Here is a 17,990-nt window from a genome sequence, read left to right on the forward strand (position 1 = left end):
TGACGTCAACTTCCTGCATGTATTCGATCCGCCGCGCCACTGTGGACGACGCGCCGACCCTGTCGGCGCTGGCCGCACGCACGTTCACTGAAACCTTCGGCCATCTGTACCCGCCGCAGGACCTGCAGGCCTTCCTCGAGGAGGCCTACACGGTCGAGCGCCAGCGCGTGATCCTGTCCCACCCCGATTACGCGGTGTGGCTGCTGGAACTGGATGGGGAGGCGGTCGGCCATGCCGCCGCCGGCCCCTGTGGCCTGCCGCATCCGGATGTGAAACCTGGTGACGGCGAACTCAAGCGCCTGTACCTGGTCAAGACGCAGCAGAGCTGCGGCTGGGGCAGCCGCCTGCTGGAAACCGCGCTGGCCTGGCTGGAACACGAAGGCCCGCGCACGTTGTGGCTGGGCGTGTGGTCGGAGAACTTCGGCGCGCAGCGCTTCTACGCCCGCTACGGCTTCGAGAAGGCCGGCGAGTACCTGTTCCCTGTCGGCGACACCCAGGACCTCGAATTCATCCTGCGCCGCGCGCCGCGCGCGGCCTGACGTTCACCGCCGCTTGCCGCGCGCGCGTGTTCAATCACCTCACGTTCCTGCCCCGCTGACCGCCAGGCTGTTTGCATGACTCCCCCCGTATTGCTGCTGCATGGCATCTGGAATGCCCGTGCCTGGGTCGGGCCACTGGCCTGGCGCCTGCGCGCGCGTGGTTTCCAGGTACACGCGTTCGGCTATCCCTCGGTGTTCGGTGGCCCCGATGTGGCAGTGCCGCAGTTGCTGGAACGTCTGGCCGACGCCGGGCCGTTGTCGCTGGTCGGTCACAGCCTGGGCGGACTGCTGGCACTGGAGGCGCTGCGCCGCGATCCGCAGCTGCCAGTGCAGCGCGTGGTCTGCCTGGGCTCGCCGCTGCGCGGCAGTGGTACCGCGCGCTCGTTGTCCGATCATGGCTGGGGCCTGGCGCTGGGGCGCAGCAGCGAGCTGCTGCTGGACGGCCTGCCGGACTGGCAGGGCAAGGCCGAGGTTGGCCTGATCGCCGGTTCGGTACCGCACGGGCTGGGCAGCCTGCTGGGCGCGATCGACGATGCGTCCGACGGCACCGTGGCACTGGCCGAGACCCGCCTGCCGGGCCTGGCCGACCATTGCGTGGTGCGTACCAGCCACAGCGGCCTGGTGGTGTCGCCCGACGCCGCGCGGCAGACCGCGCATTTCCTGCGCCACGGCCACTTCGACCACAGCCGCGACGCGGCGGCGGCATAGGGGCAGGGCAGGCGGGGCCGCCTTGTAGCGCCGAGCCCATGCTCGGCTGCATTCCGTCGGGCCCATTGAGCCGAGCATTGGCCCGGCGCTACAACAATACGGGCCTAGACACGGTTGCAGCGCCCGATCAGGTAGAATCCGCGCCTTGATCCTGAAGCAGCCAGACGGTAGCACCCATGGGTAGAGGCCCCTCCATCGAAGCCCGCAAGAACGCGTCCGACGCGAAGCGCGGCAAGATTTTCACCAAGATCATCCGCGAGATCGGCGTTGCCGCGCGCGGCGGTGGAGGCGACCCCAACAACAACCCGCGCCTGCGCGTGGCGGTGGACAAGGGCCTGGCCGTGAACATGTCCAAGGACGTGATCGAGCGCGCCATCAAGAAGGCCACCGGTGAACTGGAAGGCGTCGATTACGAGGAAATCCGCTACGAAGGCTATGCCCAGGGTGGCGTGGCCGTGATCGTCGACTGCCTGACCGACAACCGCGTGCGCACCGTGGCCGACGTCCGCCATGCGTTCAGCAAGTGCGGCGGCAACATGGGCACCGAAGGATCGGTGGCCTTCATGTTCAAGCGCCTGGGCGTGCTCAGCTTCGCCCCGGGTGCCGACGAGGAAGCCATCACCGAAGCAGCCATCGAGGCCGGCGCCGACGACATCGTGGTCTACCCGGATGACGGCTCGATCGACGTGGTCACCAGCCCTGACGCGTTCAACGCAGTCAAGGACGCAATGGTCGCCGCCGGGCATGTCGCCGACCACGCCGAGATCACCTTCCGCGCCGACAACGACATCAAGGTCGAAGGCGAGGTCGCCCTGCAGGTCAAGAAGCTGCTGGACATGCTCGAAGACCTGGACGACGTGCAGGACGTGTATTCCAACGCCGAACTCGGCGCCGACGCCTACGCCTGAGCCGTCCTCGACGGCCTGGGCGCGGGCCGTTGAACGGTCACCGCGGACAGTCATGAGCCCATACGCCTGCCAGCGCCCCCCGTTCCGCCCCGCCAGGAGCGCGGCATGACCCGCATCCTCGGCATCGACCCCGGTTCGCAGCGGACCGGGGTCGGCATCATCGATGTCGACGCCGCCGGCCGCGTCAGTTACGTGCACCACCAGCCGCTGGTGCTGCTGGGCGCCGACGACTTCCCGCAGCGCATGAAACTGCTGGTGCTGGGCCTGGCCGATCTGTGCCGCGAGTACCAGCCCAATGAAGTGGCCATCGAAAAGGTGTTCATGGCGCGCAATCCCGATTCGGCGCTGAAGCTGGGCCAGGCCCGCGGCGCGGCGATCTCGGCCGTGGTGCTGCGCGACCTGCCGGTGCACGAATACGCCGCCAGCGAGATCAAGCTCGCGGTGGTCGGGCGCGGTGGTGCCGAAAAGCAACAGGTTCAACACATGGTCGGGCTCATGCTCAACCTGAAAACCAAGCTGCAGGCCGACGCGGCCGACGCGTTGGCGGTGGCGATCACCCATGCCCACGTAAGGGCGACGGCCAACCGCCTGGGGCTCAGTGCCCGCCAGGCGTGGGGCCGCAAATGAGGAGCTGCACGCAATGATCGGTCGACTGCGCGGCATCGTCGCCTACAAGGCGCCGCCGTGGCTGGTGGTGGACGTGAACGGAGTGGGCTACGAACTGGAGGCGCCGATGAGCACCTTCTACGACCTGCCCGAGCTCGGCCGCGAGGTCACCCTGTACACCCATTACTCGCAGAAGGAAGACAGCGTCTCGCTGTACGGCTTCCTGCGCGAGGGCGAGCGGCGCCTGTTCCGCGACGTGCAGAAGGTCAGCGGCATCGGCGCGAAGATCGCGCTGGCCGTGCTGTCCGGTGTCAGCGTCGAAGAATTCGCGCGCATGGTCCAGGCCGGCGACATCACCGCGCTGACCCGCATCCCGGGTATCGGCAAGAAGACCGCCGAACGCATGGTGCTGGAACTGCGTGACCGCGCGGCCCAGTTCGGTGCCGGCGGCGCGCTGCCCACCGGCAGTGGTCCGGCCCCGGCCGATCCGCTGTCCGATGCCACCGTGGCCCTGCAGCAGCTGGGCTACAAGCCGGCCGAAGCGGCCCGCATGGCCCGCGATGCCTTCAATGAAGGCGACGAAGTGGCCACCGTGATCCGCAAGGCGCTGCAGTCCGCGCTGCGCTGAACCGCGTCCCTTTCCCCCAACCTACCGCCTGAGCTTCGCCAGGAGTCCCATGTCCAGCAGTCAAACCCCGCACGCAGCCGCCCCCGGCGGCCATGGCCACGCCCCCTCCGCTGGAGGACTGGCGCTGGTCATCGGTGCGATCGGCGTGGTGTTCGGCGATATCGGTACCAGCCCGCTGTACACCCTGAAGGAAGCGTTCTCGCCACACTACGGGCTCAACAGCGACCACGACACCGTGCTGGGCGTGCTGTCGCTGGCGTTCTGGGCGCTGAACCTGGTGGTGACCCTGAAGTACGTCACCATCATCATGCGCGCCGACAACGATGGCGAAGGCGGCATCATGGCGCTGATGGCGTTGACCCAGCGCACGCTGCGCAACGGCTCGCGCTCGGCTTATGTGGTGGGCATCCTCGGCATCTTCGGCGCCTCGCTGTTCTTCGGCGACGGCGTGATCACCCCGGCCATGTCGGTGCTCAGTGCGGTCGAAGGCCTGGAGGTGGCCGCGCCCGGACTTCATGTCTTCATCGTGCCGGTCACCCTGGTGGTGCTGCTGGCGGTGTTCGCCGCGCAACGCTTCGGTACCGAGAAGATCGGCAAGGCGTTCGGCCCGATCATGGCAATCTGGTTCGTGTCGCTGGCGGCAATCGGCATCTACAACATCGTCGATGCGCCCGAGGTGCTGAAGGCCTTCAACCCCTGGTGGGGCATCCGCTTCTTCATGGAGCACGGCTGGCACGGCATCTTCATTCTCGGTGCAGTGGTGCTGGCGGTGACCGGCGGCGAAGCGCTGTATGCGGACATGGGCCACTTCGGGCTGCGCCCGATCCGCCACGCCTGGTACTTCTTCGTGCTGCCGTGCCTGGTGCTGAACTACCTGGGGCAGGGCGCACTGGTGCTCAACCACCCCGAGGCCCTGAAGAATCCGTTCTTCGAGGCAGTGCCGTCGTGGGCGCTGTACCCGATGATCATCCTGGCCACCATGGCGGCGGTGATCGCCTCGCAGTCGGTCATCACCGGCGCATTCTCGGTCTCGCGCCAGGCCATGCAGCTGGGCTACATCCCGCGCATGCGCATCAAGCACACCTCGCACGACACCATCGGCCAGATCTACATCCCGGGCATCAACTGGGGCATTGCGGTGATGGTGTTCGGGCTGGTGCTGGCGTTCCGCAGTTCGTCCAACCTGGCCGTGGCGTACGGCATTTCGGTGTCGGCCACGATGCTGATCGACACCCTGCTGCTGGCCGTGGTGGCGCGGACGTTGTGGCCGAAGTCGCGTGGCTGGCTGCTGCCGCTGTGCGTGGTGTTCTTCATCATCGACCTCGGCTTCGTCATCGCCAACGGCGCCAAGCTGCTGCAGGGCGCCTGGTTCCCGGTGGTGCTGGGCATCTTCCTGTTCACCATGATGCGCACCTGGCGCCGTGGCCGCGAGCTGCTGCGCGACGAGATCCGCAAGGACGGCATCCGCCTGGATACCTTCCTGCCGGGCCTGATGCTGGCCCCGCCGGTGCGCGTGCCGGGCACCGCGGTGTTCCTCACCGCCGACCCGACCGTGGCGCCGCATGCGCTGATGCACAACCTCAAGCACAACAAGGTGCTGCACGAGCGCAACGTGTTCCTGCACGTGGAAACCCTGCCGATCCCGTATGCGATGGAAGGGCAGCGGCTGAAGATCGAATCGGTGGGTGACGAGTTCTACCGCGTCTACGTGCGCTTCGGCTTCATGGAGACCCCGGACGTGCCGCTGGCGCTGATGCGCTCGTGCGACCACGGTGGCATCTATTTCGATCCGATGGACACTACCTTCTTCGCCAGCCGCGAGACCATCGTCGCCACCGCCAACCGCGGCATGCCGATCTGGCGTGACAAGCTGTTCGCGCTGATGCATCGCAACGCCGCCCCGGCTACGGGCTTCTTCCGGATTCCAGGCAACCGCCTGGTCGAACTCGGGGCCCAGGTCGAGATCTGACGCGCGCGGGGTCGGATCCCTTTTCCGCAGGAAAAGGGCTCTGACCCCATGTTCCCGGTGTCCCGGTTCGGGGTCAGAGCCGTTTTCCTCTGGAAAACGGATCCGACCCCATACGCTTTTGCCGCATAATCAGCACATGACCGACGACCGCATCATCGGCGCCGGCGCCACCCGCGAGGATGACGCCGCCGACGCCAGCATCCGCCCCAAGCGCTTGGCCGACTACCTCGGCCAGGCCCCGGTGCGCGAGCAGCTGGAGATCTACATCGAAGCGGCCAAGGCCCGTGGCGACGCGCTCGACCATGTGCTGATCTTCGGGCCGCCCGGCCTGGGCAAGACCACGCTCAGCCACGTCATCGCCAACGAGCTGGGCGTGGCCCTGCGGGTGACCTCCGGCCCGGTGATCGAGAAGGCCGGCGACCTCGCTGCACTGCTGACCAACCTGCAGCCGCACGACGTGCTGTTCGTGGACGAGATCCACCGCCTGTCGCCGGTGGTCGAGGAAGTGCTGTACCCGGCGATGGAGGACTTCCAGATCGACATCATGATCGGCGAGGGCCCCGCCGCCCGTTCGATCAAGATCGACCTGCCGCCATTCACCCTGATCGGTGCCACCACCCGCGCCGGCCTGCTGACCGCGCCGCTGCGCGACCGCTTCGGCATCGTCCAGCGCCTGGAGTTCTACAGCGTCGAAGAGCTGACCCGGATCGTGCGCCGTTCGGCCACCATCCTCGGCATCGACTGCACCGCCGATGGCGCCGGCGAGATCGCGCGCCGCGCGCGCGGCACCCCGCGTATCGCCAATCGCCTGCTGCGCCGCGTGCGCGACTACGCGCAGGTGAAGGCCGGCGGCCACATCGACGAGGCCGTGGCACAGGCCGCGATGAAGATGCTCAAGGTCGATCCGGAGGGCTTCGACGAGCTCGACCGGCGCCTGCTCAAGACCCTGGTCGACTACTTCGACGGCGGCCCGGTCGGCATCGAATCGCTGGCCGCGGCGCTGTCCGAAGAGCGTGGCACGCTGGAAGACGTGGTCGAGCCGTACCTGATCCAGCAGGGCTTCCTGGTGCGGACCGCGCGCGGCCGCATGGCCACCCACAAGGCTTACCGGCACATGGGCCTGAAGCCGAAGAACCCGCCGCAGGACCTGTTCGCGGAGGTTCCCGATGTCGGTTGAGCCCCGATTCAGTTGGCCGACACGCATTTACTGGGAAGATACCGACGCAGGTGGCGTGGTCTACCACGCCCGCTACGTGGCCTTCATGGAACGGGCCCGGACCGAATGGATGCGTGCGCTCGGCTACGGCCAGGAGCGCATGCGCGCCGAGCACGGGATGGTCTTCGCGGTGCGCTCGATGCAGATGGATTTCATCAGGCCGGCACGGCTGGATGACACCCTGCAGGTGACTGCCCGCCTGGTCCAGCTGAAGAAGGCCAGCATGGTCTTCGACCAGCAGATCCTGCGCGACGGCGAGCTGCTGCTGTCCGCGCAGGTCCGCATCGCCGCACTGGAAGCGGCCAGTTTCCGCCCGCGTGGCATGGACGATGCCGTCCTTGCCGTGCTGCAACCCCACCTCCACCCCGAATCCGAACATTGAGGAACAACGGATGATCGCAACGCTCCTGGCCCTGCAGGCCACGGTCACCGAGGCACTGCCGGCCGACGTCAGCAACGCCGCGACACAGACCCTTGCCCAGGCCACCACCGGCGGCGGCATCAACTACCTCGAACTGATGGCCAAGGCCAGCCTGCCGGTGAAGATCATCGTGCTGCTGCTGCTGGTCGGCTCGTTCGTCAGCTGGGTGATCATTTTCCGCAAGGCCCGCGTGTTCAAGCAGGCCACCCGCGAAGCCGACGAGTTCGAGAACCGCTTCTGGTCCGGCGCCGACCTGGGCAAGCTGTACAGCGCAGCCACCGACCGCAGCCGCAGCGTGACCGGCCTGGAAGCCATCTTCGAAGCCGGCTTCCGCGAGTACACCCGCCTGCGCGACAAGCGCCGGCTGGATGGCCGTGCGCAGCTTGAAGGCGCGCAGCGCGCCATGCGCACCACCTACACCCGTGAAGTGGACCAGCTCGAGCGCAACCTGGAGCTGCTGGCCAACATCGGCTCGACTGCCCCGTACGTGGGCCTGGTCGGTACCGTGTTCGGCATCATGGTGACCATGCACGACATGATCAGCAGCGGTGCGCAGGCCGGTATCGCCGCCGTCGCGCCGGGCATCTCCGAGGCACTGTTCGCCACCGCCATCGGCCTGTTCGTGGCGATCCCGGCGGTGTGGGCCTACAACCGCTTCACCACCCGCGTGGAGCGCATGTCGGTGCGGTTCGAGACCTTCGCCGAAGAGTTCAGCTCCATCCTGCAGCGCCAGAGCGCTGGCGACGAGTAAGCGCCTGACCCGGGAGTCCAAGCCATGTCCGCTGCCATCGGTCGCCGCAAGCGCCGCAAGCTGAAATCGGAAATCAACGTCGTTCCCTACATCGACGTCATGCTGGTGCTGCTGATCATCTTCATGGTCACCGCACCGCTGCTCACCCTGAGCTTCGACGTCGACCTGCCGCAGTCCAACGCCAAGGCGCTGGAGAGCAAGCAGGACCCGGTGATCGTCTCGGTGCGCCAGGACGGCCAGCTCAGCCTGAAGCTGCCCGACGCCAAGGAGCCGGCCGCCGTGTCGGCCGAGGAACTGGAAGGCCGCCTGGCCGGCATCGCCGCCCAGGACAAGGGCGTGCGCGTGATCGTCGCCGCCGACCGCGCCGTGGCCTATGAGAAGGTCATTGCCGCGATGGACGTGATCAAGCGCGCCAAGGTAGACAAGGTAGGCCTGGCCACCGATGCACGCTGACGCCCTGCCACCCCCGCATCAGCGCGAACCCGGCTGGGGTCTGCCCCTGGCGCTGGCGTTGCTGGTGCACCTGCTGGTCGCGCTGGTCTTCATCGTGGCCTGGCTGTGGTCGCCCCAGCGCAACACCGATGCCGCCGCTGGCGACCCCTCGGTCGAGGCCAGCCTGGCGCTGTCCGCCTCCGAGGCGTCCGCCGCACGCCAGGCGCTGCGCCAGTCGGAGAAGCTGGAGGACCTGCCGCCGCCGGTCGCCGAGCCGATCCCGGTGCCGGAAGACACCATTCCGCCGCCGCAGCCGATTCCCGAGCCGCGCCCGCAGGACGCGCCCACGCCCCAGCAGCAACAGGCGCAGGAGCGTGTTGCGCAGCCGGACACCAAGGACCAGGAAGCGGTGAGCGCACTGGCCGTCTCGCAGGAGAAGGCCAAGCAGGAACAGGAAGCCAAGCGCCGCCAGGAGCAGATCGACCTGACCGAACGCAAGCGCCAGGAAGAAGCGGAGCAGAAGCTGCGCCTGGCCAAACAGCAGGAAGCGGACGAGAAGAAGAAGCAGGCCGAGCAGGAGCGCGTCGCGGCTGACAAGGCCGAGGCCGAGAAGCAGAAGAAGATCGCCGAGATCCGTGCCCGCCGCGAGCAGGCCGAGAAGGAAGCCAAGCTGGCCGAGCGGAAGCTGCGCGAGGTCGCCGCCGCGCGCAATGCTGCCGGCAGTGCCGCTGCCGGCTCCAGCGGCGCTTCCCAGCCGGCGGCCGGTGGTGGTGGCAACAGCGACGATCTTTCAGCCAAGTACGCCGCAGCGATCCAGGCCAAGGTGCTGTCGCAGTGGGTGCGCCCGGATACGGTGCCGCTGGGCCAGCGTTGCCAGATCACCATCACCCAGATTCCGGGCGGCACGGTGATGCAGGCCAAGGTCAGCCCGAACTGCCCCTATGACGAGGCCGGCAAGCGTTCGATCGAGGCCGCGGTGCTCAATGCGCAGCCACTGCCGTACCGCGGCTTCGAGTCGGTGTTCGCGCGTACGCTCAACTTCACCTTTACCGCCCAGGATCGCTGAGGCGGGCAGGGCAGGGGTGGCCTCGGGCCACTCCTGCCCACGGATGTCGCGCTTGCCTCTGGCGTGCTCGGTTTCGGCCGGGCAGGCTGCAGGCTGCTGTCGAACACCGCCCCGAGGGGCGGCGTGACCGGGGCAGGCAGGTGCGATGTTAGCCACGACGTTAACGGTGCGTGAGAGGACGGGCTGGAACTGACCCGGAATTCACGTACCCTTGGTTCATGATTGCGAAGCGGTTCACTCCCGCTTTGTTATCCCTCGTTCCGGTTTCCCCCTATTGAGCGCTCCATGAAAAAGATGCCTCGCTGGCTTGCCGTGTTTGCGGCCCTGTTGCTGCCCTTTGCTGCCGTCGCGCAGCAGAAGGGGCTGGATATCGACATCATCGGCGGCAATGCCTCCGCCCTGCCGATCACCATCGTGCCGATGCCCTACCAGGGTTCGTCGGCCGCTCCGCAGACCGACGTCGCCGGCGTGGTCCGCGCCGACCTGGAGCGTTCGGGCCAGTTCCGCACGCTGCCGGAAGCGCAGATCGTCGAGAAGCCCTTGCGTGGCGGTGACATCCAGTTCGCCACCTGGCGCGCGCTGAAGCAGAACTACATCGTGGTCGGCCGCGTGCTCGATGCCGGTGCCGGTGCCTACCGCGTCGAGTACGAACTGTTCGACGTGCCCAAGGGCGAGCGCCTGCTGGGCCTGGCGATGACCGCCCGTGGCAACGCCATGCGCGACGTCGCCCACCAGATGGCCGACGCCATCTACGAGAAGATCACCGGCGTGCGCGGCGCCTTCTGGACCCGCATCGCCTACGTGACCGCCAGCGGCAAGGGCGATGCCATGCGCTATGCGCTGATGGTGGCCGACTCCGACGGCTACAACCCGCAGACCATCGTGCGTTCGGCCGAGCCGCTGCTGTCGCCGTCGTGGAGCCCGGATGGCAGCAAGCTGGCCTACGTCAGCTTCGAGCGTGGCAATTCGGCGATCTACATCCAGAACATCGGCACCGGTGCGCGCGAACTGGTCACCAGCTTCCGCGGCATCAACAGCGCCCCGGCGTTCTCGCCCGATGGCCGCAAGCTGGCCCTGACCCTGTCGCGTTCGGGCAACCCGGAAATCTACGTGATGGACCTGGGCAGCAAGCAGCTGACCCAGCTGACCAACCACTTCGCCATCGACACCGAGCCGACCTGGGCGCCGGATGGCAGCGCGGTGTACTTCACCTCCGACCGCGGCGGCCGCCCGCAGGTCTACAAGGTCGGCGCCGGTGGCGGCAGTGCCGAGCGCGTGACCTTCCAGGGCAACTACAATGCCAAGCCCTCGGTGTCCTACGATGGCAAGAAGATCGCCGTTGCGCAGGGCTCGGGCAACAGCTACAAGATCGCGATGATGGACAGCTCGCTGGGTTCGCCCCGCTGGAGCACGTTGTCCCCGGGTTCGCTGGATGAATCTCCGAGCTTTGCGCCCAACGCAAGCATGGTGTTGTACGCCGCCCGCGAGGGTGGCCGTGGTGTGCTGTACGCCGTTTCCGCCGATGCGCGCGTGCGCCAGCGGTTGGTTCTGGCTGACGGAGATGTGCGCGAACCGGCATGGTCCCCATACCGTACCCAGCGCTAAAAGAGTGTTAATATTTTCGCTGTCTTGAACCCCTCATCGGCCTAGGAGCCACAAAGGTATCGCCATGAACAAGTCCACCCGCGTTCTGCTTGTTTCCCTGCTGTCTGTGGCCGTCCTGGCCGGTTGCTCGAAGAAGGTGAAGGAAGAGCCGGCAACCCCGGTCGACACCGGCACCTCCACCACCACCCCGACCGGTCCGTCGACCTCCGGCCTGTACGGCCCGGGCGACCTGGACACCGACGCTTGCCTGCGCCAGCGCGTTGTCTACTTCGACCTGGACAAGGAAGACGTGAAGCCGGAATTCCAGGCCATCATGGCTTGCCACGCCAAGTACCTGCGTGACCGTCCGTCCTCGCGCATCACCCTGCAGGGCCACACCGACGAACGCGGTTCGCGCGCGTACAACCAGGCCCTGGGTGAGCGTCGTGGCAACGGCGTCAACTCGGCCCTGCAGGCCAACGGTGGCTCGGCTTCGCAGCTGACCGTCGTGTCCTACGGTGAAGAGCGTCCGGTCTGCACCGAGTCGAACGAGTCCTGCTGGTCGCAGAACCGTCGCGTCGAAATCGTCTACACCGCGCAGTAATCCATGCGCATTGGCATCAAACTGATGCTGGTCGTTGCGGCAGCCCTCGTGGCTGCCGCACCGGCGCATGCACAGCGACAGAGCCTGGCCGACCGTGTCGGCGCGCTCGAGCAGCAGATGTACAACAACAGCGCCAACCAGGACCTGTTGAACCAGATCAATCAGCTGCGGCAGCAGGTCACCAGCCTGCAGGCCTCGATCGAGCAGTTGCAGCACGACAACGCCCAGCTCAAGCAGTCCGCCCAGGACCAGTACCTGGATCTGGACAGCCGCCTGAACCGGTTGGAAGGGGGCAATGCCGCCCCGGCCCTGCCGCCCGTTCCGGCGAGCGCGCCGAAGGCCGCACCGGCCCCGGCAAAACCCGCAGCGGCGGCCACTTCCGAGCGGCCGCCTTCCGTCCACGGTGATGCCGGCAGTCTTGCCGCCACCGGCGACGAGCGCACCTCCTACAACGTCGCCTTCGATTCGCTGAAGGCCGGCAAGTACGATGATTCGGCGCAGTTGTTCCTGAGCTTCCTGCAGCTGTACCCGAACGGCGTCTACGCGCCGAACGCGCTGTACTGGCTGGGCGAGAGCTACTACGCCACCCGCAACTTCCCGATGGCCGAGACCCAGTTCCGCGAACTGCTCTCGCGCTATCCGACCCACGACAAGGCCGCCGGCGGCCTGCTCAAGGTCGGCCTCTCGCAGTATGGCGAGGGCAAGGTCGACCAGGCCCAGCAGACGCTGGAGGCCGTCGTGGCGCAGTACCCCGGCTCGGACGCCGCGCGCACCGCGCAGGACCGTCTGCAGTCCATCCGCCTCGGCAAGCAGATCCGCTGACCCGGCGTACAATAGGTGCCCTGTAGAGCCGAGCCCACGCTCGGCTGCTTTCGTTTCCGGTTCGGCAAACCCGCCCGGATCCGGCAGCGCCGGGCCCTGTCTGCCCGGTTGTTTTCGTAGAGCCGAGCCATGCTCGGCTGCGTTCGTTACCGGCCACGGTAGCCCACCCGCCACGTGTCCCACCAAGAAGTACCCGCCATGACCGCCGTTACTCCGTCCAGCGCCGCCGCCACGCCCAGTGAGATCGTGCAGTCGCCCCTGCCACGCCTGAAGATCACCGAGATCTTCACCTCGCTGCAGGGCGAAGCCGATACCGCCGGCTGGCCAACCGTGTTCGTGCGCCTGACCGGCTGCCCGCTGCGTTGCCAGTACTGCGACACCGCCTATGCCTTCCACGGCGGCACCTGGTGGGATATCGACGACATCGTGGCCGAGGTGCTGGCCCAGGGCGTGCGCCACGTCTGCGTGACCGGTGGCGAGCCGTTGGCGCAGAAGCGCTGCCTGGTGCTGTTGGAAAAGCTGTGCGATGCCGGCATGGACGTCTCGCTGGAAACCTCCGGTGCGCTGGACGTCAGCGCGGTGGACCCGCGGGTGTCGCGCGTCGTCGACATCAAGACGCCGGGTTCGGCCGAAGCCGCCCGCAACCGCCTGGAAAACCTGCCGCTGCTGACCGCCCGCGACCAGATCAAGTTCGTCATCTGCAACCGCGAGGACTACGACTGGGCCAAGGCGATGGTCGCCGAGCACGGCCTGGTGCAGCGCTGCACCGTGTTCTTCTCGCCCAGCAAGGGCGAGATCACCGCGCGGCAGCTGGCCGACTGGATTGTCGAAGACCGGCTGCCGGTGCGCTTCCAGATGCAGTTGCATAAAATCCTGTGGAACGACGAGCCGGGCCGATGAGCCGGCGCAGCGTCCCCTGATGTAACTCCGGCGCGGGACAGCGTGCTGGCTTTCCCCTCCCAACCGGATGTTTTTCCCATGAAGAAGGCAGTCGTGCTTCTCTCCGGCGGCATGGATTCAGCCGCCGTCATCGCCATGGCCCAGGAACAGGGCTTCGCCGTGCATGCCCTGAGCGTGCGCTATGGCCAGCGCCATACCTCCGAACTGGACGCTGCCGCCCGCGTGGCCAAGGCCCAGGGCGTGGTCGCGCACAAGACCGTGGACGTGGACCTGCGCAGCATCGGCGGCTCGGCACTGACCGACGACATCGACGTGCCGGAGGCCGGCGGTGCCGGCATTCCGGTCACCTATGTGCCGGCGCGCAACACCATCATGCTGTCGCTGGCCCTGGGCTGGGCCGAAGTGCTTGGCGCCAACGACATCTTCTGCGGCGTCAACGCCGTGGATTACTCCGGCTACCCGGACTGCCGCCCCGAGTTCGTGGCGGCGTTCCAGGCGCTGGCCAACCTGGCCACCAAGTCGGGCGTGGAAGGTGCGGGCATCAAGGTGCACGCACCGCTGCAGTTCCTCAGCAAGGGCCAGATCGTCAGCGAAGGCGTGCGCCTGGGCGTGGACTTCGGCCTGACCGTGTCCTGCTACAACGCCGACGCTCACGGCGCCGCCTGCGGTCATTGCGATGCCTGCCGCCTGCGCGCGCAGGGCTTTGCCGAGGCCGGCGTGCCCGACCCCACGCTGTACGCCTGACCGCGTCTGGTAGAGCCGGCCGCTGGCCGGCTTCACTGCAGGTGCGAACCGCCCCTTCTTGGTGGGTGCAAGCCGCCCCCTCTCGGTGGGTGCGCCCGCCCCCCTCTCGGTGGGTGCGAACCGTTGGTTCGCACTCCTTGACCTAGCGGGCCTGCAACCATCCCGATGCCTCGATGAAGCCGCGCACCGCGTCCGGATCGGCGTAGTCCAGTTCGATCATCCGCGCGATGGCGGCCCCCTCGTCGGTCTGTTGGCGCATGTACTCCTGCGCGATGCGGTATCCGGCGTAGTAGCCCAGATCACTCACCCCGAACGGATTGCGCGCGCTGTTGTACAGCCAGTTGTCCAGGCTGTCACCGTGCATCTCGGCAAGGAAGCGCGTGCGGATTTGTGCCTCGTGCGCGGGCCCATAGGCGTACAGCGGCAGTGCCGGACGGCGACCGCTGATGCGCTCTGCCACGTATTCGGCTACGCCTTCGCGTACTGCGTACTGGGCCAGGCTGCCAGTGGTCTCGCGCTGCTGGGTATGCACGTACTCGTGCAGGTTGTTCTGCGCGTTGTTCGCACCGGGGCGGCTGTCGTAGAAGATCCGCAGGCGGCCGCGCATCGGCTCGGGCAGCTCGCTTACGTCCACGCGCTCATCGCCCAGCGCCATCTCCGCCCCGATCAACACCTTGTCGCCCAACGTGGTGCCGCCGGTACGCAGCACGCCCATCGCGTAGGTGATGGTGGCCGGACGCAGTGCAGGGTAGAGCGCGCGGAACGCGTCCAGGTCCCGGTCCAGCGTGGCGCTGGCCTGCTGCGCGTTCGCAGTCAACGGCCGTACCGAAGTCCAGAAGCGTGGCCATGACTGCATGGCCTCGGCGTATTCGCGGGCCGTGTAGTTGCGGACCTGCGTCAGTGCATGCAGTCCGGGGCTGCCGGGATCGATGTAGCGTTGCTGGACCAGCACCACGCGGCGTTCGGCATCAGGTTCGGCGCGCACCGCGTCATAGGTGGCCCAGAAGCGGGCGATGTCGTCAGTGACGACCTGGGACGGCGAGGCCACTGCTGTGCAGGGCAACAGCAGGATGGCGATCAGACAGCAGGTGAGGCGCATCCGTGGCTCCGGGTGGTGAACATGGATGGGATGCGTGGAAGGCCCGGAAGGTTTAAGCGGGCTGACCCGACCGGGTAGTGCCGGCCGCTGGCCGGCACACGCAACACCTCTGTACTTCGCGCGACCCGGCAAAGTAGGGTAGAATGCGGACCCCGCCGAAAGGCCGGGCGATGCATCGGGCCGTTAGCTCAGTCGGTAGAGCAGAAGACTTTTAATCTTTTGGTCGAAGGTTCGAATCCTTCACGGCCCACCATTGCATTGACGATCAAGGCGCCCAAGGGGCGCCTTTTTTGTTGCTTCCTTCAAAGCACTTCCGCAATGGGGGAAGTGCCGCTGCAACGATGCGGTGTTGCAGGTGCCATCGACTCCCCGGCGCCCGCTGGCAGCGGGTGCGGGGAAGCGGCGCTCCGCGCACCTGCTTCCATCGCTGCTGCCCCCACGTCACTCACCTTAAAAAAATTACCTTTAAGGTAACAATAATGGTAATTTCAGGTAATTGATCTCATCAGAACCGGCCGTTTCCGGCCGGCCAGGGACGCTGTCAGCCGTAATGCGCGCGCAACAGCCCGGCGTCGTGGAAGGAAATGCCCTCGCGGATGCACTCCTCCGCGCGCTCCATGTCCTTGTGCAACTGGATCAGTGCGTCGTCGGCGAGCTGCTCGATGTTGACCACACCGCAACATGCCTGGTCGATCACATGCTGCATGGGTTCGCCCCAGCGTCGGCGTACGTTGCGGATCATGCGGCAATGCCACTCGCGCATGATCGCGTCCATGCGCCTCTCCCCGCGGACCACATGTGCGTCTCCCGCCACCACCCGCAATGCCGGCGCCGGGGTGCGCTCGCCGCGCAGTTCCTGGGTCCTAGCGGCCAACCGCTGTGCGAGCTCCTCGAGTCGCGTGTGAGTCATCCTTTGCCTCCCTGATCCGTCTTGCCAGAAGCTTCGTCAGGTCGAGCACATTGTCCGGTGCAGAGGGCTGACCGAACTCGTCCACGACCATGAATGCGGTCTCCAGCAGCACGGGATCGTAGATCCATTCCGGTGGATCGCCGACCAGCTCCAGGTAGTGCGAAAGCACCTTGACCGCAGCGCTCATTTTCTCGAAATCCAGTCCCGTAGATTGAGACTGAAGCGACACGTCTCCGTCCTGATCGACGCGATCCAGCGTTCCATGTGGAAGCTGCATCACTGATTCAAGATCGCGCGCAAGCCGATGGCCGATGCTCTTCGGGTTGCTCTCGGAAATCCACTGGCTGACCTGGGGCTGGGCCCAGCGGGTGCCACCGTACAGGCGGGCCCATTCGGCCGGGCCGCCGGCGGCGGCCACGCGGAGGCGCATGTTGAGGGTGCGAGCGGTACTGGCGTCCATCTGTAGATGGTGCGCTGCATTACCAATCCAGCAAATGACCAAAACGGTATTGACTATCCATTACCGTGGCAGTAATGTGTGGCCCATGAACCTCATCGACTACGCCATCTCCCAAGGGGGCTACGGCACCCCCAGCTGCCCCGTCATGCGCCGCCTGGCCCACCAGACCGGTTGCGCGCTGCGGACCCTCTACATGATCGCCCGCGGCCACAAGCTGCCCGGCGCGCGCCTGTGCCGGCGCATCGAGCTGGCCACTGCGGGCGCCGTGCGCCGCGAATCCCTGCGCCCGGATGTGTTCGGTCCGGCCCCGTCGCCCGTCAAAGGAGAAGCCACCCATGCAGCTTGATACGTTCGGTGAGTATGTCCGCAGCCGCCTGGAGCACTGGGGCGGCGAATATGCGCTGCATCGCGACTGCGAATACCTCGGCTTCCAGTCGCGCAACCTGCTGGCGGTGCTGATCGAGCATCGTGGTGACATGCCGGGGCGGGCCCAGGGCTACAAGCCTCTGGAAACCGATCAGCTGGCGCAGCAGATCGAAGACATCATCACGGCGGTCGCGCGTGACAACGTGGCGATGGCCTGTGCGCTGCGCGGCTACTACTGCGGGCGTGGCCGACGCAAGGTCGAACGATTCGAAACGGCGAATCTGCTGCTGGCCAACAGCGGGCAGCGGCCGGTATCCAACCGGCATTACCTCAACCTGGTCGAACTTGGCTTCCAGCGCGTACGTGGCTGGATGGAGGGCATCGCCCAGGCCGCATGAGCGGCGGAACCGATCTTCCGCCCGCCTCCCGACCGGAACAACCCTCGTGCCGAGCCGGCAGCGGGGCGGGCACCCCTTCGGGCCACGTCGATGCGACGCGGCCTGCATTCCCTCCAGGACCCATCATGAAAGAAGAAATCATCAGCACGGCCGGCGCGGCGGCCATCAAGTCGGCGCCGCCGGTTACCGTCGCCGGTGCGCTTGCAGCCGGCATCACCCTGGACCGCCTGGTCGTGGTCCTCACCATCATCTACCTGGCGGCGCAGATTGCCTATCTGGGCTGGCGCTGGCTGCGCGAATGGCGCCGCAGGGAGCGCGAATGAGCCGGCCCGGCAGTACATTGCCGGTACGCAGCCTGGTCGCCGCGCTTGCGCTGAGTGCTGCGGGCCTGATCGCCATCGTTGACCGCGAGGGATACACCGACGCCGCAGTGGTGCCCACGCGCAATGACCGGCCCACCTATGGCTTCGGCTCGACCGTTCGCGAGGATGGCACGCCGGTGAGGCTGGGCGACCGCACCACGCCGGTACGCGCGCTGCATGCCGTGCAGGCTCATCTGGCCAGGGAGGAAGGGCAGTTCCGCGCGTCGCTGCCCGGTGTGGCGCTCAGCCAGGGCGAGTACGACGTCTATGTCGATTTCCTCTACCAGTACGGCATCGGCAACTGGCGCGCGTCGTCGATGCGCCGGCATCTGCTGCAGGGTGAGTATCACCAGGCCTGCGATGCCTTGCTGCTGTGGAGGCGGGCAGGGGGCTACGACTGTTCAACCCGCATCGACGGCCGCCCCAACACCGTGTGCTGGGGAGTGTGGGAGCGCCAGCAGCAGCGCCACGCGCGTTGCCTGGCGGAGCAGTGACCC

At 66.9% G+C, this 17,990-nt stretch carries 23 protein-coding genes and 1 tRNA gene; 21 read left to right on the forward strand and 3 right to left on the reverse strand.

Translation table 11 applies throughout. The annotated features are described in order from the left end of the window. Nucleotides 1–17 precede the first annotated feature (17 nt). From VG556_RS20995 to queC, 16 genes are all read left to right on the forward strand, one after another. Nucleotides 18–539 (forward strand): GNAT family N-acetyltransferase, encoded by a 522-nt coding sequence (locus tag VG556_RS20995; protein ID WP_014648167.1) that lies wholly within the window; start codon nt 18–20, stop codon nt 537–539. 75 nt (nt 540–614) lie between these two features. Further along, nucleotides 615–1,247, forward strand: a complete 633-nt coding sequence (locus VG556_RS21000) for an esterase/lipase family protein (protein ID WP_032958946.1) — start codon at nt 615–617, stop codon at nt 1,245–1,247. Between the two features lie 176 nt (nt 1,248–1,423). After that, entirely contained in the window at nt 1,424–2,155 is a 732-nt protein-coding gene (locus VG556_RS21005) for a YebC/PmpR family DNA-binding transcriptional regulator (RefSeq protein WP_423180043.1), read from the forward strand. A 105-nt stretch (nt 2,156–2,260) separates the two neighbouring features. Further along, on the forward strand, nt 2,261–2,782 hold the full coding sequence (gene ruvC, locus VG556_RS21010; RefSeq protein ID WP_014648164.1) for a crossover junction endodeoxyribonuclease RuvC: 522 nt from the start codon (nt 2,261–2,263) through the stop codon (nt 2,780–2,782). A gap of 13 nt (nt 2,783–2,795) precedes the next feature. Further along, nucleotides 2,796–3,389 (forward strand): Holliday junction branch migration protein RuvA, encoded by a 594-nt coding sequence (ruvA, locus tag VG556_RS21015; RefSeq protein WP_014648163.1) that lies wholly within the window; start codon nt 2,796–2,798, stop codon nt 3,387–3,389. Nucleotides 3,390–3,438: 49 nt separating this feature from the next. After that, nucleotides 3,439–5,358 (forward strand): potassium transporter Kup, encoded by a 1,920-nt coding sequence (locus VG556_RS21020; protein WP_014648162.1) that lies wholly within the window; start codon nt 3,439–3,441, stop codon nt 5,356–5,358. Nucleotides 5,359–5,494: 136 nt separating this feature from the next. Next, on the forward strand, nt 5,495–6,535 hold the full coding sequence (gene ruvB, locus VG556_RS21025; protein ID WP_049465540.1) for a Holliday junction branch migration DNA helicase RuvB: 1,041 nt from the start codon (nt 5,495–5,497) through the stop codon (nt 6,533–6,535). Then, nucleotides 6,525–6,956, forward strand: coding sequence for a tol-pal system-associated acyl-CoA thioesterase (gene ybgC, locus VG556_RS21030; RefSeq protein WP_014648160.1), 432 nt, complete (start codon nt 6,525–6,527; stop codon nt 6,954–6,956). The genes ruvB and ybgC overlap by 11 nt, the downstream gene beginning before the upstream one ends. A gap of 10 nt (nt 6,957–6,966) precedes the next feature. Beyond that, on the forward strand, nt 6,967–7,746 hold the full coding sequence (gene tolQ, locus VG556_RS21035; RefSeq protein ID WP_005410752.1) for a protein TolQ: 780 nt from the start codon (nt 6,967–6,969) through the stop codon (nt 7,744–7,746). A 24-nt stretch (nt 7,747–7,770) separates the two neighbouring features. After that, nucleotides 7,771–8,199, forward strand: coding sequence for a protein TolR (gene tolR / locus VG556_RS21040; RefSeq protein ID WP_006438804.1), 429 nt, complete (start codon nt 7,771–7,773; stop codon nt 8,197–8,199). Then, the gene (gene tolA / locus VG556_RS21045; RefSeq protein WP_032958950.1) at nt 8,189–9,244 is read left to right on the forward strand and encodes a cell envelope integrity protein TolA; all 1,056 of its coding nucleotides are present in this window, start codon (nt 8,189–8,191) and stop codon (nt 9,242–9,244) included. The genes tolR and tolA overlap by 11 nt, the downstream gene beginning before the upstream one ends. A 285-nt stretch (nt 9,245–9,529) precedes the next feature. Beyond that, nucleotides 9,530–10,849 (forward strand): Tol-Pal system beta propeller repeat protein TolB, encoded by a 1,320-nt coding sequence (gene tolB / locus VG556_RS21050; protein WP_100450490.1) that lies wholly within the window; start codon nt 9,530–9,532, stop codon nt 10,847–10,849. A 64-nt stretch (nt 10,850–10,913) separates the two neighbouring features. Beyond that, nucleotides 10,914–11,432, forward strand: coding sequence for a peptidoglycan-associated lipoprotein Pal (pal, locus tag VG556_RS21055; protein WP_014648158.1), 519 nt, complete (start codon nt 10,914–10,916; stop codon nt 11,430–11,432). A 3-nt stretch (nt 11,433–11,435) separates the two neighbouring features. Continuing rightward, entirely contained in the window at nt 11,436–12,254 is an 819-nt protein-coding gene (ybgF, locus tag VG556_RS21060; protein ID WP_049406165.1) for a tol-pal system protein YbgF, read from the forward strand. Nucleotides 12,255–12,452: 198 nt separating this feature from the next. Next, entirely contained in the window at nt 12,453–13,154 is a 702-nt protein-coding gene (gene queE / locus VG556_RS21065; RefSeq protein WP_046432157.1) for a 7-carboxy-7-deazaguanine synthase QueE, read from the forward strand. Between the two features lie 78 nt (nt 13,155–13,232). Beyond that, on the forward strand, nt 13,233–13,898 hold the full coding sequence (queC, locus tag VG556_RS21070) for a 7-cyano-7-deazaguanine synthase QueC (RefSeq protein ID WP_032958954.1): 666 nt from the start codon (nt 13,233–13,235) through the stop codon (nt 13,896–13,898). Between the two features lie 142 nt (nt 13,899–14,040). Here the strand turns inward: queC and VG556_RS21075 are convergent, their stop codons facing one another. Continuing rightward, nucleotides 14,041–14,997, reverse strand: a complete 957-nt coding sequence (locus VG556_RS21075; protein ID WP_100450489.1) for a DUF2268 domain-containing putative Zn-dependent protease — start codon at nt 14,995–14,997, stop codon at nt 14,041–14,043. A gap of 177 nt (nt 14,998–15,174) precedes the next feature. On the opposite strand from VG556_RS21075, the gene VG556_RS21080 reads away from it, so the two are divergent. Then, nucleotides 15,175–15,250 (forward strand) — tRNA-Lys (locus VG556_RS21080). 288 nt (nt 15,251–15,538) lie between these two features. Here the strand turns inward: VG556_RS21080 and VG556_RS21085 are convergent. Both VG556_RS21085 and VG556_RS21090 read right to left on the reverse strand, forming a co-directional pair. Beyond that, nucleotides 15,539–15,907 (reverse strand): hypothetical protein, encoded by a 369-nt coding sequence (locus VG556_RS21085; RefSeq protein ID WP_014038214.1) that lies wholly within the window; start codon nt 15,905–15,907, stop codon nt 15,539–15,541. Next, the gene (locus VG556_RS21090) at nt 15,861–16,367 is read right to left on the reverse strand and encodes a hypothetical protein (RefSeq protein ID WP_041863715.1); all 507 of its coding nucleotides are present in this window, start codon (nt 16,365–16,367) and stop codon (nt 15,861–15,863) included. The genes VG556_RS21085 and VG556_RS21090 overlap by 47 nt, the downstream gene beginning before the upstream one ends. Nucleotides 16,368–16,452: 85 nt before the next feature. Between VG556_RS21090 and VG556_RS21095 the strand changes: the two genes are divergently transcribed. From VG556_RS21095 to VG556_RS21110, 4 genes are all read left to right on the forward strand, one after another. Next, on the forward strand, nt 16,453–16,713 hold the full coding sequence (locus tag VG556_RS21095; RefSeq protein ID WP_032958958.1) for a YdaS family helix-turn-helix protein: 261 nt from the start codon (nt 16,453–16,455) through the stop codon (nt 16,711–16,713). After that, a complete protein-coding gene (locus tag VG556_RS21100; protein ID WP_014038211.1) occupies nt 16,703–17,131 on the forward strand; it encodes a hypothetical protein in 429 nt (142 codons plus the stop codon). Before VG556_RS21095 ends, VG556_RS21100 begins: the two co-directional genes overlap by 11 nt. A gap of 125 nt (nt 17,132–17,256) precedes the next feature. Continuing rightward, nucleotides 17,257–17,454 carry a hypothetical protein gene (locus VG556_RS21105; RefSeq protein ID WP_014038210.1) on the forward strand — a complete coding sequence of 66 codons (198 nt, stop codon included), beginning with the start codon at nt 17,257–17,259 and terminating at the stop codon, nt 17,452–17,454. Then, nucleotides 17,451–17,987: a glycoside hydrolase family protein gene (locus VG556_RS21110; protein WP_014648117.1), complete on the forward strand. Its 537-nt coding sequence runs from the start codon at nt 17,451–17,453 to the stop codon at nt 17,985–17,987. The genes VG556_RS21105 and VG556_RS21110 overlap by 4 nt, the downstream gene beginning before the upstream one ends. Nucleotides 17,988–17,990: the final 3 nt, after the last annotated feature.

It is taken from the genome of Stenotrophomonas sp. CASM106 (assembly GCF_049384825.1).
Taxonomy (GTDB): Bacteria; Pseudomonadota; Gammaproteobacteria; order Xanthomonadales; family Xanthomonadaceae; genus Stenotrophomonas; species Stenotrophomonas muris.

Excerpts from the sequence above, each read along its gene's own strand:
- VG556_RS20995 (WP_014648167.1), top strand. The coding sequence starts at position 18 with ATGTATTCGATCCGCCGCGCCACTGTGGACGACGCGCCGACCCTGTCG.
- VG556_RS21000 (WP_032958946.1), top strand. The coding sequence starts at position 615 with ATGACTCCCCCCGTATTGCTGCTGCATGGCATCTGGAATGCCCGTGCC.
- VG556_RS21005 (WP_423180043.1), top strand. The coding sequence starts at position 1,424 with ATGGGTAGAGGCCCCTCCATCGAAGCCCGCAAGAACGCGTCCGACGCG.
- ruvC (WP_014648164.1), top strand. The coding sequence starts at position 2,261 with ATGACCCGCATCCTCGGCATCGACCCCGGTTCGCAGCGGACCGGGGTC.
- ruvA (WP_014648163.1), top strand. The coding sequence starts at position 2,796 with ATGATCGGTCGACTGCGCGGCATCGTCGCCTACAAGGCGCCGCCGTGG.
- VG556_RS21020 (WP_014648162.1), top strand. The coding sequence starts at position 3,439 with ATGTCCAGCAGTCAAACCCCGCACGCAGCCGCCCCCGGCGGCCATGGC.
- ruvB (WP_049465540.1), top strand. The coding sequence starts at position 5,495 with ATGACCGACGACCGCATCATCGGCGCCGGCGCCACCCGCGAGGATGAC.
- ybgC (WP_014648160.1), top strand. The coding sequence starts at position 6,525 with ATGTCGGTTGAGCCCCGATTCAGTTGGCCGACACGCATTTACTGGGAA.
- tolQ (WP_005410752.1), top strand. The coding sequence starts at position 6,967 with ATGATCGCAACGCTCCTGGCCCTGCAGGCCACGGTCACCGAGGCACTG.
- tolR (WP_006438804.1), top strand. The coding sequence starts at position 7,771 with ATGTCCGCTGCCATCGGTCGCCGCAAGCGCCGCAAGCTGAAATCGGAA.
- tolA (WP_032958950.1), top strand. The coding sequence starts at position 8,189 with ATGCACGCTGACGCCCTGCCACCCCCGCATCAGCGCGAACCCGGCTGG.
- tolB (WP_100450490.1), top strand. The coding sequence starts at position 9,530 with ATGAAAAAGATGCCTCGCTGGCTTGCCGTGTTTGCGGCCCTGTTGCTG.
- pal (WP_014648158.1), top strand. The coding sequence starts at position 10,914 with ATGAACAAGTCCACCCGCGTTCTGCTTGTTTCCCTGCTGTCTGTGGCC.
- ybgF (WP_049406165.1), top strand. The coding sequence starts at position 11,436 with ATGCGCATTGGCATCAAACTGATGCTGGTCGTTGCGGCAGCCCTCGTG.
- queE (WP_046432157.1), top strand. The coding sequence starts at position 12,453 with ATGACCGCCGTTACTCCGTCCAGCGCCGCCGCCACGCCCAGTGAGATC.
- queC (WP_032958954.1), top strand. The coding sequence starts at position 13,233 with ATGAAGAAGGCAGTCGTGCTTCTCTCCGGCGGCATGGATTCAGCCGCC.
- VG556_RS21075 (WP_100450489.1), bottom strand. The coding sequence starts at position 14,997 with ATGCGCCTCACCTGCTGTCTGATCGCCATCCTGCTGTTGCCCTGCACA.
- VG556_RS21085 (WP_014038214.1), bottom strand. The coding sequence starts at position 15,907 with ATGACTCACACGCGACTCGAGGAGCTCGCACAGCGGTTGGCCGCTAGG.
- VG556_RS21090 (WP_041863715.1), bottom strand. The coding sequence starts at position 16,367 with ATGGACGCCAGTACCGCTCGCACCCTCAACATGCGCCTCCGCGTGGCC.
- VG556_RS21095 (WP_032958958.1), top strand. The coding sequence starts at position 16,453 with ATGAACCTCATCGACTACGCCATCTCCCAAGGGGGCTACGGCACCCCC.
- VG556_RS21100 (WP_014038211.1), top strand. The coding sequence starts at position 16,703 with ATGCAGCTTGATACGTTCGGTGAGTATGTCCGCAGCCGCCTGGAGCAC.
- VG556_RS21105 (WP_014038210.1), top strand. The coding sequence starts at position 17,257 with ATGAAAGAAGAAATCATCAGCACGGCCGGCGCGGCGGCCATCAAGTCG.
- VG556_RS21110 (WP_014648117.1), top strand. The coding sequence starts at position 17,451 with ATGAGCCGGCCCGGCAGTACATTGCCGGTACGCAGCCTGGTCGCCGCG.